We start from the raw sequence: 14,489 nt of genomic DNA on the forward strand, positions 1-14,489 counted from the left end.
GGCTTGGTCGGCATGGCGTGCAGAGGCTGATGGCCAATAGCTTTACACCCGCGCCGGTTCTGGCTTGGCGGCCACCGGCGCATTGCCGGCATCCGCTGGGGCATGCCAGCGTGCCATCAGCTGCTGCCATTTGGCACGGGCAGCGGCCAGGTGGCGCTCCTTGACATGGCCGTAGCCACGGATGTCTTCGGGGATGCTGGCGATCTCGACGGCGAGCGCCAGGCGCTCTGCGCTCAGGCCCTGCAGCAGCTCCTCGATGCAGGCGCGGTACTCCAGGATCAACGCGCGCTCGGTGCGGCGCTCTTCGGTGCGGCCAAAGATATCGAGTGCGCCGCCGCGCAGGCCCTTGAGCCCCGCCATCACGCCAAAGGCCTTGCGCATCCAGCCGCCATAGGCCTTCTTGACCAGCTCGCCCTTGTCGTTGCGCTTGGCCGTGGTGGGCGGCGCCAGGTGGTGCACGATCTTGTAGTCGCCCTCGAACATGCTGGCAATCTTCTCGCTGAACTCGGCCGTGGTGTGCAGGCGCGCCACCTCGTACTCGTCCTTGTAGGCCATCAGTTTGAACAGATAGCGCGCCACCGCTTGCGACAGGCGGGTGCTGCTGCCCAGCTTGGCTTCGGCGGCATGCACCTGGTTCACAAAGGCCTGGTAGTCGGCTGCGTAGGCGCTGTCCTGGTAATCGGTGAGGAAGGCCACGCGCTTGGCCACCAGCTCTTGCAAGGAGGGTTTCTTCACCAGCTGGATCACCTGCTGGGCAGCAAACATGGCCTGCACCTGGGGCAGGTTGGCGGCGCACTGGCGGCCCCACTCAAATGCGGCCTTGTTGTTGTCCACCTGCACGCCGTTGAGCTCCATCGCCCGCATCAGCGCGGCATGGGACAGCGGCACCCGGCCCTTTTGCCAGGCGTAACCCAGGATCAGCGGGTTGGTGTAGATGCTGTCGCCCAGCGCCTGGGTGGCAATGTGCTCGGCATCGAACATGCCCACGCCCTCTTGGCCCACGGCCGCCAGGATCGCCGATTCACAGCCCGCCTCGGGGAACTGCCAGTTCGGGTTGTGCACAAAGGCTGCCGTGGGCGCGCCATGGGTGTTGAGCGCCACAAAGGTGCGGCCCTGTTGCATCGCAGCCAGGGTGGTCTTGTTGGCCGCGACGATGGGGTCGCAGCCAATGATGAGGTCAGCCTTGGCCGTGTCCACCTTGGTGGTGTAGATGGCATCGGGCGAATTGGCGATCTGGATATGGCTCCAGGTCGAGCCGCCCTTTTGCGCCAGACCTGCCGCATCCTGCGTGACCACGCCCTTGCCTTCCAGGTGCGCGGCCATGCCCAGCAGCGAGCCGATGGTGATCACACCCGTGCCACCGACACCGGCCACCACAATGCCCCAGGCCTGGGTGGCCACGGGCAATACCGGATCGGGCAAGGCAGGCAGCTTGGCCATATCGCCCTTTTTCTCCTTCTTGGCTTTTTTCAGCTGGCCGCCTTCGATGGTGACAAAGCTTGGGCAAAAGCCTTTGACGCAGGAGAAATCCTTGTTGCAGGTGCTTTGGTTGATCTTGCGCTTGCGACCAAAATCGGTCTCAACCGGCTCGACCGACAGGCAGTTGGACTGCACCGAGCAGTCGCCGCAGCCCTCACACACCGCCTCATTGATGATGACGGTCTTGGCTGGCGTGGCCAGCGTGCCGCGTTTGCGGCGGCGGCGCTTTTCGGTCGCGCAGGTCTGGTCGTAGATGATGGCTGTCGTGCCCTTGAGCTCGCGGAACTCGCGCTGGATGCGGTCGAGCTCGTCGCGGTGGTGCACGGTCACGCCTGCGCCCAGTTGCACGCCTTGGTATTTTTCCGGCTCATCGGTCACGATGACCAGCTTCTTGACCCCTTCGGACAACAGGCTGGTCATGATCTGCAGCACCGAATGGCCTTCGGGGCGCTCGCCCACGCGCTGGCCACCGGTCATCGCCACCGCATCGTTGTAGAGCACCTTGTAGGTGATGTTCACGCCCGAGGCAATGCTCTGGCGGATCGCCAGCAGGCCGCTGTGGAAGTAGGTACCGTCGCCCAGGTTGGAGAAGATATGCTGGTCGGTCGTGAACGGCGCCTGGCCGACCCAGGTCACGCCTTCGCCGCCCATCTGCGTGAAGGTGCTGGTGTTGCGGTCGGGCATCCAGTTGACCATGTAGTGGCAGCCAATACCGGCCACCGCGCGGCTGCCTTCGGGCACGCGGGTGCTGGTGTTGTGCGGGCAGCCGCTGCAGAACCAGGGCAGGCGGTCCACCGACTCCTGCGTGCTGTCCTTGAGGCCTTGCTCACGCGCGGCAATCACCTGCAGGCGAGCATCCATGCGGCGCACAATGTCATCAGGCACGCCCAGCTTCTTCAAGCGCTTGGCCAGCGCCTGCGCAATCAGCGCCGGGGTCAGGTCCGCCTTGGGGCGCAGCAGCCAGTGGTCGCTGGGGTTGGGCACCGACCACTCGCCGCCGGAGTGGTCGCCATCGGTCTCGTCAAACTTGCCCAGCACATGGGGGCGCACATCCGAGCGCCAGTTGTACAGCTCCTCCTTGAGCTGGTACTCGATCATCTGGCGCTTTTCCTCGACCACCAGAATCTCCTGCAGGCCCATCGCAAAGTCGCGCGTGATGGAGGCCTCGAGCGGCCAGACCACGTTGACCTTGTGCAGGCGGATGCCCAGCTGGCGGCAGGTGTCGTCGTCCAGCCCCAGGTCGATCAGCGCCTGGCGCGTGTCATTGAAGGCCTTGCCGCTGGCGATGATGCCAAAGCGGTCCTTGGGCGTGGAGATGACGTTGTAGTTGAGCTTGTTGGCGCGGATATAGGCCAGCGCCGCATACCACTTGTAGTCCATCAGGCGCGCCTCCTGCTCCAGCGGCGCATCGGGCCAGCGGATGTGCAGGCCGCCGGGCGGCATCACAAAGTCATCGGGGGTGATGATGTTGACCCGGTCCGGGTCCACCGAGACGCTGGCCGAGGACTCCACAATCTCCTGGATCGTCTTCATGCCCGACCAGACGCCGGAGAAACGGCTCAGCGCAAAGGCATGCAGGCCCATGTCCAGGATGTCCTGCACGCTGGAGGGGAAGAACACCGGCGAGCCCACGGCCTTGAAGATATGGTCGCTCTGGTGCGCCGCCGTCGAGGACTTGCTGATGTGGTCATCGCCCGCCAGCGCAATCACGCCGCCGTGCTTGGCCGTGCCCGCCATGTTGGCGTGCTTGAACACGTCCACGCTGCGGTCCACGCCCGGGCCCTTGCCGTACCAGATGCCAAAGACACCGTCGAACTTCTTGCTCTGCGGGTACAGGTCGAGTTGCTGGGTGCCCCAGACGGCCGTGGCACCCAGCTCTTCGTTGACGCCGGGCTGGAACTCGATGTGGTTTTCCTTCAGGTGCTTCTTGGCCGCCCACAGCGCCTGGTCGTAGCCGCCCAGCGGCGAGCCCCGGTAGCCGCTGATAAAGCCTGCGGTGTTGAGGCCCTGCAAGGCATCGCGCTGGCGCTGCAGCATGGGCAGGCGAACAAGGGCTTGCACCCCGCTCATGAAGGCACGGCCATGGGCCAATGCGTACTTATCTTCCAGCGTTACCGTCTCCAGCGCTTTGCGGACGGACTCGGGGAGTGAGGCATTCATCGTCTTGTCTCCTGGGGAGAGCACCCGGTGGCCGCTTGTGGCAGGTCCGGGATTGTGGGGCGTTATAAGAATCTGGAACCAAGTCCAGCAGCCAGCGCAAAACACCCTGGCTTTCATCGCTGCAGTGTATGACGGGCAGCGAGAATAAAGTATTCTTTTCCTTGCCGGGGTTTACCTAGTATTTGAAAGAATCTTGCTCAATAATGGCGATAAATGAACCAAATTGACAAATTCGACTGGGCCATCCTCTACGAGCTGCAAAAAAACGCCCGTTTGACGAATGCCGAGCTGGCCCAGCGCGTGGGCCTGTCGGCCGCGCCCTGCTGGCGCCGGGTGCGTGCGCTCGAAGAGGCCGGCTACATCACCGGCTACCACGCGACCCTGGACCGCCACAAGCTGGGCCTGGGCGTGCTGGCCTTTGTGCGCGTCGATGCCGCGCAGAACACGGCCGACATCACCTTGCGCATGGAGGAATCGATCCGTCTGCTGCCCGAGGTCACGTCCTGCCACTACATCAGCGGCGCGGGCACCTTTGAGCTGCAGGTGGTCGCCAAGGACCTGGAGAGCTTTTCCAGCTTTATCCGCAATGTGCTGCTGCACCTGCCCAATGTGAAGGATGTGCACACCACCTTTTCGCTCGGCGAGGTGAAATCCAGCAGTGCCTTGCCGCTGCCGATGACAGCCAACCCCAAAGGCGCGCCTTCGCGTTGACCGCTTTCGGCAAGTCAGCCGCCACCATGCAAAAGGCCAGCCTCGCAGCTGGCCTGTTTGGCTAAACCCGGCGCATCAGCGCTTGGCCACGCCCCGTGGCCACAGCACCCACAGCCGCAGCGGCTGCTTGACCCGGCCGGCAAAATCACCCGCCTCATGGCCCCAGCCGGCAAAGTAGTCGGCGCGCACGGCGCCCAGAATCGCGCTGCCGGTGTCCTGCGCCATCACCAGGCGGTTGAGCTGCACGGTGGGGCCGGTGGACGACAGCCACACGGGGGTGCCGTAGGGAATGCTGCCCCGATCCACCGCAATCGAGCGGCCAGGCGTCAGCGGCACGCCCTGGGCGCCATTGGGGCCAAACTCGGCATCTAGCGGCGACAGCGGCTCTTCCTTGAAGAAGACATAGCGCGGGTTGCTCCAGAGCAGCTCGTTGACCCGGGTCGGGTTGGCGGCAATCCAGGCCTTGATGCCCGGCCAGGTCGCATCGCGCACCAGGCCCTGGTCGAGCAGCCATTTGCCAATGCTCTTGTAGGGGTGGTCATTGGTGGCGGCATAGGCCACGCGGATCAGGCGCACCGAGCCATCGGCCTCCTGGATGCGAACCCGGCCCGAGCCCTGGATGTGCAGCACCATCGCATCGACCGGGTCGTTGACCCAGGCAATTACCTTGTCCTGCAGCTCGGCCTGCACCTGCGGCAGGGTCTCGATCTGCTGGCGGCTGAACCAGGGCTTGCGCGTGCCCAGCGTGGCCGGCGAGCGGTACAGCGGGATCGAATAGCCATTGCCCGGCTGGCGCGTGCCATCGAGCATGGGCTCGAAATAGCTGGTCAGCATGCCATCGGGGTTGCCATCGAGCGATTCGACACGGTAGGGCTGAAAGCGCGACACCATCCAGGCGCGCTGCTCTTCGGTCGAGGCCAGGCTCATGCGCCGCACCTCGGAGCAGAACTGCGCAAAGGGCACGGGCGGGCGGCTGCAGCTTTTGATCCAGGCGTTCCAGGCATCGGCCAGGTTGTCCTGCTCCAGGCCGGGCACTGACGACCAGTGCACGGGTATCCAGCGGCTCTTGGCCTGCTGGATCGCCGGGGGCAGCGGCTCATTGGCATCGGGGGGCAGCACCTCGATGCTGCCCGATACCGGCGGGCGGGTGGTCGGCGAAGACGGCTGGTCCAAAGGGACTTGGCTGGAGCAGGCGGCCAGAATTCCTACAATCGCAGCCATCGACAGCGTACGTAAGGAGCGGGTACCGATGGGACTGATATTGCTGGAAGCGCTATTGGCGTTGGTCATACTGGTGGCGATCGTCTGGTGGACGATGTTTGCCGGTCGCAAAAAAGGGGAAATCGTAAGCAAAGATGAGCAGCCCCCTCGCGACTAGCTTGCGCAAATCGTAGGACATGGCCGCTCATTGCCGTCATTTTTACCATTTTTGAACTTTGTCTCTGGCATTTGGCAGTTCTACTGCCCACAATTTGCATCTACGGGCTGCCCAAATTTCAGGGGCGGCCCTTGCATCAGAGGAGTTCAAGCATGCGTAAACAAATTCTAGTCTCTGCCGTTGCCAGTCTGGCCATCCTGAGCGGTTGTGCCAACATGTCTGACACCCAACGCCAAACCGCCACCGGCGCTGGCGTGGGCGCACTGGGCGGTGCTGCCGTGGGCGCGATTGCCGGCGGCCATGCAGGTTCGGGCGCGGTGATCGGTGCGGGCATCGGCGCGCTGGGCACCTATATCTGGTCGCAGCACATGCAAAAGCAAAAGCAGGAGATGGAGCAGGCCACCCAGGGCACCGGTGTGGTGGTGACGCAGACGCCGGACAACCAGCTCAAGCTCGACATCCCCAGCGACATCTCGTTCCAGACCAACCGCTCGGATATCCAGGGCAACTTCGCCCCCATCCTGGACCGCTTTGCCGAAGGCCTGCGCAACAACCCCAATGCCCAGGTGCGCATCATCGGCCACACCGACAGCACCGGCAACGATGGCATCAACGATCCGCTGTCGCTGGCCCGTGCCGAAAGTGCACGCAACTACCTGACGCAACGCGGCGTGAACGGCGCGCGCATCCAGGTACAAGGCATGGGCTCGCGCCAGCCGGTTGCCAGCAATGACACCCCGGCCGGCCGCGCGCACAACCGCCGCGTCGAGATCTATGTGGGTGAAGTGCAGCCAGGCCGTTAATACCTGCTTTGGCAGAATGCACACAGGGCGCCAGTTCAAGGACTGGCGCCCTTTTTTGTGGGCCCGCGCTAACGGCAGACTCAGGAAAGATCGCGCAGCAGGTTGGCCAGCTCCACCGCTGATTTGACCTGCATCTTGTCAAACACCCGGGCGCGGTGCACCTCGACCGTGCGCACGCTGATGGTCAGCTCATCGGCAATCAGCTTGTTGGGCAGGCCATCGATCACCAGGCGCATGACGGCCTGCTCGCGGTCCGTCAGCTCGGCCACGCGCTCGCGCACGCCTTGCTGCGAGCGCAGCGTCTCCAGATAGGCGCTCGACGCCTGCAGCGCATGCTCGATGCGGTCGACCAGCACATTGTCGGAAAACGGCTTTTCGCAAAAATCAAAGGCACCGCGCTTGACGGTGGCCACGGCGGTGGGCACATCGGCATGGCCGGTCAGAAAGATCACCGGCAAGGCGGCGATCACATCCATCTCGACGAGGCGATCAAACAGCGCCAGCCCGCTCATGCCGGGCATGCGCACATCCAAGAGCGCGCAGGCCGGGTCCACCTGCGGCGGGCGGCTGCGCAGCATGGCTTCAAAGGCCTCGGCCGAGGCAAAGCTCTCGCTCAGCAAGCGGCGCGAGCGCAGCATCCAGGCCAGGGCATCCCGCACCTCGGCGTCATCATCGACGATATACACGGTGGCATTCACTAGCGGCTGCATCTCTGAACTTTCAATCGTTGCGCCAGGTTGGCAGGGTAAAACTGAAGATGGTCCCGCGCGGCTGGTTGGGCAGGTAGCGCAGATGGCTGCCATGCTGCTCCACGACGGTGCGGCACAGGCTCAGGCCCAGTCCCATGCCTTCGTCCTTGGTGGTAAAGAAGGGGGTGTAGAGGCGCGCGGCCACCTCCTCGGTGATGCCCTCGCCCACATCGGCCACGACAAACTCCACCCAGGCCCGGCCATCGTCGCTGGGCGCCAGCCGCACCAGCATCTGCAGCACCCGGGGGTGCGTGCCGCCATAGTCCATGGCCTGCATGCCGTTGCGGCTGAGGTTGAGCAGCACCTGCTCGACCATGGTCCGGTCACAGAAAACGGCGGGCAAGCCCGGCGCGACCTCGGTGGCCACATCGACATAGAGTTTACGCGCCTGCAGCCGCACCAGCGGCAATACCGCGTCCATCAGCTCGGAGGCCTGCAAAAACTCGCGCGACTGGTCGCGCCGGCGCACAAAGCCATGCACGCTCTTGATGACCTTGCCCGCCCGCTCGGCCTGGAAGGCCATGCGCTGCACGGCCATGCGCACATCGGGCAGGTGCTCCTGCACCTCATCGGGCGAGGCGCCATCGGGCAGCAGGTTCATGATGCCCGTCGCATAGCTGGAGATGGCGGCCAGCGGCTGGTTGAGCTCATGGCTCAGCAGCGAGGCCATCTCGCCCACCGTCGCTAGGCGCGCGGTGGCCTGCAGGCGCTCCTGCGAGGCACGCGAGAGCTCCTCGACCCGGCGCTGCTCGCTCATGTCGACAAAGGCGCTCATCCAGCCGGTGTGCAGGCCGGCGGCATTGATGAGCGGTGCCTCAAAAATCAGCACCGGAAAGCGCCGGCCTTCCTTGTGCATGAAGGTCGATTCATAGCCCTCGCGCGGCGGCGGCAAATGGCCTGACAGGCGGATCTGCTGGCGGCGCGCGTATTCAGGCGCCATCTCCGGCGGCCAGTAGGGTGTGGCCTTGCTCGGGTCCAGAATCTCCTCGGCAGAAAATCCCACCATCTCGCAAAACGCCGGGTTCACATAGGTGACCTTGCCATGCAGGTCGCGCGCGCGCAGCCCTGTCACCAGCGAGTCTTCCATCGCCTTGCGAAAGGCCAGCGCATCACCCAGATCGCGCTCGGCCTTCAGGCGGCGGCGGTTGTCGCGCACCAGCACCACCAGCACGGTGATCAGCGCGATCGACATGCCGGTGACCAGGGCCGTGAGCACATTGGGGAAGACATTGGGCGCCGCATGCCAGCTGTCCACCCGCAGCATCAAGGCCACGCCGGGCAGATCGAGCAGCTGGTTCGAGGTGAACACGCGCGTGCCGCGCCGGGGCGTGCTGACAATCGCCAGGCGCGTGCCATCGGTTTCGGTGAAGGACAGCTCATGGTTGCGGCGCAGGCTCTCGTTGACCAGGTCCGACAGCACGTTCTGCAGGATGTAGGTGGCCACGGCAAAGCCGTGCAATTGGTCGCCAGTGATCACCGGCACGCACAGCTCCAGCAGCTCCAGCCCGGTGCCATTGCCCTGCGACAGGAAATAGCTGCCCGCGTACGAGGCCGCGCCGGTGTTGCGGGCACGCAGGCAGGCAGTATGGCTCTCGGTGTTCATGCCGGTGCGGTCGATGGCCGACCACTGCAGGTTCAAATAAGGCGACTCCTCGCTGGCCTCGATCTGCAGCTGCGGGTTGCGCCACTCGATATGGGCGAGATCGCGTTGGTTGCGCAAGATGGTGGCCGCGGCCGACTGCCAGGCCATCACATCGCTGTCATAGCGCGGCATGCTGCGCAGGCGGTTGACGTTGTCGTTGAACAGGCTGCGGATATCGCTGACGGCATCCTGGGCCTCGCGGTCCAGGCGCTGCTGCACTTCAGATATCTCATAGCGTCCGGCCAGCCAGACCTGGGTGACCAGGGTGCCTGCCACCAGCAGCACCAGCGCCGACCACAGCGACCAGCGCCGCCAGCTCTGGTGCCAGCGCTGCGCCAGCGACTGCGCCCAATGCGCCATCAGCATACGCGGTGCTGCAAGGCAGGCAGTTGCTGGCGCCAGCGCTGCAGTTGCGCCCAGTCCAGATCGGCCAGCACCACACCGGGCTCGCTCGCCTGCAGCGCCATCACCTCGCCCCAGGGGTTGATGGCCATGCTGTGGCCCCAAGTACGGCGGCCGTTTTCATGCTGGCCGCCTTGGGCTGCGGCCAGCACATAGGCCAGGTTCTCGACGGCGCGTGCGCGCAGCAGCAGCTCCCAGTGCGCCTGGCCCGTCGTATAGGTAAAGGCGCTGGGCACCAGCATCAGATGCGCGCCCGCCTGCGCATGCAGGCGGTAGAGCTCGGGAAAGCGCAGGTCGTAGCAGATGCTCAAACCGATGCGCCAGTGGTGGCCATCGCGGCTGGGCAGGTCAAACTGCTGCGGCGTGTTGCCCGGCGCGATGACGCGGTGCTCGTCATAGGACTCGCGCTCGTTGGCATAGCAAAACAAATGCATCTTGTCGTAGCGCGCCACGCAGTCGCCCTGCGGGTTGTAGACGCAGCTGCTGTTGTAGACATGCGCGGCATCGGGCCCCTGCAGCGGCAAGGTGCCGCCGACGATCCACAGGCCCAGGCTGCGGGCGCTGTCGGCCAGAAACTGCTGCATGGGGCCTGCGCCAAACGGCTCGGCCAGCGCCAGCTTGTCGGTATCGCGCTGGCCCATCAGGCAGAAGTACTCGGGCAGCACCGCCAGCTCCGCACCAGCGGCCGCTGCCTGCTGCAGCAGCTGCCAGGCCTGCGTGCGGTTGTGTTCCCAGTCTGTGCTGGTCACCATTTGGAGTGCGGCTACTTTCATCGATGCATCCTGCAAGAGAAACTGGCAGCTATTATCCGCAAGCCCAGGCTTGGAACTGGCGCCTGCGGATATCGAAGGTGACTCAGCGCAGCAGAGCCCGGACGCTCAATGCAGGGTGCCGACGGCGTTGCTGTCCGCTTCCTGCCTGCGGCCTATGCGCTTGACCTCGGGCTCCGACCAGGAGCCGCTGACCTCGAACTCCTGGGTCACCGCCTGCGTCAACGGCCCCTTGAACAAGGCCTGGGCCAGGAAGGTGCCAATGCCGATGACCGGGTTGATGGCGGTGGTCACCAGGGCCATCGTCGTGGTGTTCAGCTCGGGAATGACGACCACATGCAGGTTCTGCGTTTCATCGCGCAGGTTGGCACTGCCTTCGAGCAGCACGGCGGCAGTCACGCCCTTCATCTGCATATTGGTGGTCGAGGCCAGGCCATCGCTCACCAGCACATCGCCACGCACAAAGTCAAAGCCAAAGCCGGCGCTGAACACGTCCTTGAAGTCCAGGGTCAGCCGGCGCGGCAAGGCCTGCAGGTTGAGCACGCCCAGCAGCTTGGCCGCACCGGGCTCGACCTTCAAAAACTGGCCCTGGCCGACATCGATGTGCAGCTTGCCATCCATGCTGGTGTAGTCGGGGCTCACGGGGCTGCCCGTCCAGCCGATGCTTCCCTGCACCGAGCCCTTGCCCTGGCGCACCACGCCGGCCATACCCAGGCGGCCGAGCAAGGCGCCAGTGTCCTTCAGGTCCAGGCGCATCTCCAGCTCGGTACGGCGCCCGCCGCTGCTGCTGCGTTTGGCGCCCCAGTCGCCGCTGGCCTGCAGGCTGGCGGCATCGTTCGAGAGCACCATGTTCTTCAGCTGCCACCAGGATTTGTCCGCTTCGCGCTGGTTGACGGCCTGCACCTCCAGCCGGCCCACCGAATGCTGGCGCCAGCGCAGGTCCTCCACCACCACATCGAGCGCGGGCAACTGCCCGGGCTCCTGGCCCAGCGCGTCATCCTGGCTGGCGGCTGCCTTGCTGTCGGCACCCTCCTGGCCCACACGCAGCTGGCTCAGCCGCGCGCGGATGGTGCCGGGGCCCTTGGCCTCCTGCTCGTACTCCAGCTGGCCATCGAGCAGGCTGGAGCTGACCTGGCTGCGCCAGCGCGCGCCTGTGCGCGAGCCGCTCAGGTGCAGGTCGTGGATATCCAGGCCGCGCACCTGCAGGGTATCGAGGCGGATATCCCAGTGGTCGGGCAAAAAGGCGGCGTAGGCGTCGCCATCGGTGGGCGACGCAGGGGCCGCGCCTGCGGCCGCCGCACCCCCTGCCACGGGCGCACGGGCTGGTGCCATGGCCTTGAGGCGCTGGGCCAGCGCCTGCCATTCCTGCACATCAACCTGCGGCAGCTGCACCTCGGCAATCACGCCCTTGGCCGGCAAGGTCAGCGCGCCAGCACCCAGGCGCAGCACGCCGCTGACCACCTTGTCGGGCACGGCATCGTCACTGCTGATGTCGCGCACATAGCGCAGCTGCAGCCGCCCCCCCACATCAAGCTGCATGTTCTGCCGCACCAACGCTGAAGGCGCCGCCTCCGGCACCGTGCTGGCAAAGTGCGTTGGCCAGACTTCGTCGGCCGCCTTTTTCAGCGGCACCGGCAGCGCCAGCGCCATGCCGGCCAGATCACTGCGCACCTCCACCAGCGGCACGCCCTGGGCCATGCTGATGTCCAGCTGGTAGGCAGCCTGGCCTTGGGCCAGTTGCGCCAGCTGCACCACCGGGCCCAGCTCCTTGGCGCGCAGCAGGCCGTCGGCCGTGGCCACGCCATTGGCGCGCACCTTGAGGCGGGGGCCATGGTCTGCGCCAGCGGGCAGGCCGCTGACATCCATGCCACCCGAGAACTTGACCGCGCCGCCCAGCGCCTGGCCCTGCAGCTCCTGCAGCGCAAAACCATGCTCGGAGAACTGCACCGCACCGGTAACCTTGTCGACCACCGGCGAGTCATCATGGAACTGGATGCGGTTGCCCGGCAGCAGCACCTTGCCATCGACCTTGGACTGGGCCATGTCATGCACCGGCAGGTCGAGCTTGAGCTGCAGCTGGGCATCGCCATCGGCCTGGGTCTGCGCCAGCGCCTGCTGGGTCAGCGCATCGATCGCGCTGCCGCGCACGGTGGCCAGCATATCGGCCAAGGGCCCATTGGCCTGCGCATTGACAAGCACGCGTGTGGCATGGAAGTCGGGAATCTGGGCACTGGTCTGGTCGACCACGATGCGCTGGTTGCCGTCCAGAATGCCCTTGGCCTTGTTCACCTGCATGCCATTGCCTTCGAACACCAGCTCGCCCGAGAGGCGGTTGAGCTCCGGCCAGGGCTTTTCGCCGGGGTGCAGATGCGAGTTGGGCACATAGGCATAGCGCACATCGCGCACCGGTGCGACGATGCGGAACAGGCCATGGCGCGCATCGGGGAAAGGCACCTCCCACAGATCGCCATCGATCTCGAACTGCACATTGCTGGCCTGGCCGGCCAGAACGGCATCGCGCACATAGTGGCGCGCATCGGGCGGAATGTGCAGCGGCAAATAGCGGTGCACCTGGGTGCCATCGGCCCGCTCGAGCACGCCCTTGAGCTGCAGGATGCCGGGAAAGCGCGAGTGGGACCCCGTCTTCTGCGGGTCGGCCGTCTGCCAGGACCAGCGCGCATGGCCGGCCGCATGCGCATTGGCAAACTCCAGCCGCTCGGACTGCATCTGGATATGCTCGCCCTGCACCGTCCACTGCAGCTGGGTGCTGGCCGAGGTGATGGGGACCTGCGGGTCTTCAAACACCGACGGCAGGTAGAGCGCGCCATCGGCAAAGGCAATCTTGGCCTGGCCGCCACCGGCCCGCGCATCAATCGTCAGATCCAGCCCGCGCAGGCCAACATGCGGCTGCCCGGCAGCCAGCACCAGGCCGCCATGGCTGTCGCGCGCCGCATTGGCGCGTGGCGAGGCAGCCGGCATGCCAAAGGCCAGTTGGCCCACATCGGCCTTGACCTGCCAGTCCTGCAAGGTATCCATATCACCGCGCCAATGGGCCGATGCGCTGCGGATCAGGCCGGCGGGCCGGTTGCTCTGCAGCCACTGGCGGGCGTCGTCGGGAATGGGCAGCAGCCGCGCCAGCTGGGCCAGCGAGGCAATATCGAGCGACTGGGCGCTGGCTTCCGTCTCGCTGGGCTGCTTGCCCTGGGCATAGACATGGTTGATGCGGGCGCTGCCACCGGGCCATTGCTCGCCGTTGGCCGACTCCACCGCCAGGTTCTCCGTCAGCACGCGAAAGCCGCTGTCATCGGCGGCGCCGCCGATGCGGCCCTGCACCGAGCGCAGCAGCAGCACCGTGCCCTGCGCCGTTTTGTCATCGCTGGCCGCCGCAGCTTGGCGGCGCACGCCCACATCGCGCAAGGCCACATCGGCCGTGCCGTTCGTGAGCTTGCCGCGCGTCACATCCAGCCACAGCCGCGCCGAGCCCTGGCCTTGCTGCAGGCCCATCGCCGGCGGCAGGTAGGGCGCCATCGCGGCGGCATTGAGCTGGAGCGCCTCCAGGTAGAGCTGGCCGCTCCAGTGTTTCCAGCGGCCATCGTGCAGCGCCCACAGCGGCTGGTGCATGCGGCCGCGCAGCTCCAGCGCATCGCCCCAGTCCTCGGGCGGGCGCACACGCAGTTGCCATTCATGGCGCAGGCCGGGGTTGCGCAGCAGCAGATGCACGTCGCTGAAGGTGACCGGCGGCAGACCGCGCTGCTGGTCATCCCAGGTGATGCTGCCGCCCTGCAGCAGCACTTCGCGCTGGCGAAACAGCCAGTCGGCGGCACTGCCGCTGTCCTGGTTCTGCGATGTTTCCACCAGCACACCGGCCACGCGCACACTGCCATCGGCGCCGCGCTGCACCGTCAACTGCGGCGCGTTGATGACGATCTGCTCGGCCCGCAGTCGCAACAGTGACGGCACCGACAGGGCGACCTGGATCGTATCCAGGGTAAACCCGGCAGAGCCATCGGGCTGCGCGATGCGCAGGCCCTGCACCGCAATCGCAGGCACCAGGCCGTTGTTGCCATCGGCCTGCAGGCGGTCGATGCGCACCGGCACCCCCAGCGCCTGCGATAGCCTAGATTCCACTTGCGGGCGAAAGTCATTGATACGGGGCACAATCCACCAATGCAGCGCCGCCACGGCCATGGCCATCAGCAGCACCAAGCCCAGCAATAAGCCCAGCGACCATTGCACCAGCTTGGCAGCGAGCTTGAGCAATCGGGGCGCGCGCACAGTCAATCGAGTCCAATCAGTAAGGGGAAAGCGAAATTATGACCCGCGGCAAGTCCCTCGCTCGCGTTGCATATGTGAGCATTTGAACAGGTCTGCCGCAGGACATTGTCGATAAAGCGC

Annotated in this window: 8 protein-coding genes; 2 read left to right on the forward strand and 6 right to left on the reverse strand. The window is 65.5% G+C overall.

The features are described from left to right. Nucleotides 1-42: 42 nt before the first annotated feature. A complete protein-coding gene (locus tag WH265_RS08520) occupies nucleotides 43-3,639 on the reverse strand; it encodes an indolepyruvate ferredoxin oxidoreductase family protein (protein WP_339557964.1) in 3,597 nt (1,198 codons plus the stop codon). 213 nt (nucleotides 3,640-3,852) lie between these two features. On the opposite strand from WH265_RS08520, the gene WH265_RS08525 reads away from it, so the two are divergent. Continuing rightward, complete coding sequence (locus WH265_RS08525) at nucleotides 3,853-4,350, forward strand: Lrp/AsnC family transcriptional regulator (RefSeq protein WP_116926075.1); 498 nt, start codon at nucleotides 3,853-3,855, stop codon at nucleotides 4,348-4,350. Between the two features lie 75 nt (nucleotides 4,351-4,425). Here WH265_RS08525 and mltA read toward each other — a convergent pair whose 3' ends face one another. Then, the gene (gene mltA / locus WH265_RS08530) at nucleotides 4,426-5,667 is read right to left on the reverse strand and encodes a murein transglycosylase A (protein WP_445228510.1); all 1,242 of its coding nucleotides are present in this window, start codon (nucleotides 5,665-5,667) and stop codon (nucleotides 4,426-4,428) included. Nucleotides 5,668-5,880: 213 nt separating this feature from the next. Between mltA and WH265_RS08535 the strand changes: the two genes are divergently transcribed. After that, nucleotides 5,881-6,531 (forward strand): OmpA family protein, encoded by a 651-nt coding sequence (locus WH265_RS08535; RefSeq protein ID WP_021026474.1) that lies wholly within the window; start codon nucleotides 5,881-5,883, stop codon nucleotides 6,529-6,531. Between the two features lie 80 nt (nucleotides 6,532-6,611). Here WH265_RS08535 and WH265_RS08540 read toward each other — a convergent pair whose 3' ends face one another. From WH265_RS08540 to WH265_RS08555, 4 genes are all read right to left on the reverse strand, one after another. After that, a complete protein-coding gene (locus WH265_RS08540) occupies nucleotides 6,612-7,241 on the reverse strand; it encodes a response regulator transcription factor (RefSeq protein WP_021026475.1) in 630 nt (209 codons plus the stop codon). Nucleotides 7,242-7,251: 10 nt separating this feature from the next. Then, on the reverse strand, nucleotides 7,252-9,282 hold the full coding sequence (locus tag WH265_RS08545) for a sensor histidine kinase (RefSeq protein ID WP_339516619.1): 2,031 nt from the start codon (nucleotides 9,280-9,282) through the stop codon (nucleotides 7,252-7,254). Beyond that, nucleotides 9,282-10,097 carry a carbon-nitrogen hydrolase family protein gene (locus tag WH265_RS08550; protein WP_339557965.1) on the reverse strand — a complete coding sequence of 272 codons (816 nt, stop codon included), beginning with the start codon at nucleotides 10,095-10,097 and terminating at the stop codon, nucleotides 9,282-9,284. Before WH265_RS08550 ends, WH265_RS08545 begins: the two co-directional genes overlap by 1 nt. A gap of 105 nt (nucleotides 10,098-10,202) precedes the next feature. Then, complete coding sequence (locus WH265_RS08555; RefSeq protein WP_339557966.1) at nucleotides 10,203-14,369, reverse strand: YhdP family protein; 4,167 nt, start codon at nucleotides 14,367-14,369, stop codon at nucleotides 10,203-10,205. Nucleotides 14,370-14,489: the final 120 nt, after the last annotated feature.

Origin of the sequence: Comamonas sp. MYb396 (assembly GCF_037479555.1) — a bacterium.
Taxonomy (GTDB): Bacteria; Pseudomonadota; Gammaproteobacteria; order Burkholderiales; family Burkholderiaceae_C; genus Comamonas.

Bases quoted from the DNA above. Each gene is read 5' to 3' on its own strand.
- WH265_RS08540 (WP_021026475.1), bottom strand. From the start codon at position 7,241: ATGCAGCCGCTAGTGAATGCCACCGTGTATATCGTCGATGATGACGCC.
- WH265_RS08535 (WP_021026474.1), top strand. From the start codon at position 5,881: ATGCGTAAACAAATTCTAGTCTCTGCCGTTGCCAGTCTGGCCATCCTG.
- WH265_RS08550 (WP_339557965.1), bottom strand. From the start codon at position 10,097: ATGAAAGTAGCCGCACTCCAAATGGTGACCAGCACAGACTGGGAACAC.
- WH265_RS08520 (WP_339557964.1), bottom strand. From the start codon at position 3,639: ATGAATGCCTCACTCCCCGAGTCCGTCCGCAAAGCGCTGGAGACGGTA.
- WH265_RS08525 (WP_116926075.1), top strand. From the start codon at position 3,853: ATGAACCAAATTGACAAATTCGACTGGGCCATCCTCTACGAGCTGCAA.
- WH265_RS08545 (WP_339516619.1), bottom strand. From the start codon at position 9,282: ATGGCGCATTGGGCGCAGTCGCTGGCGCAGCGCTGGCACCAGAGCTGG.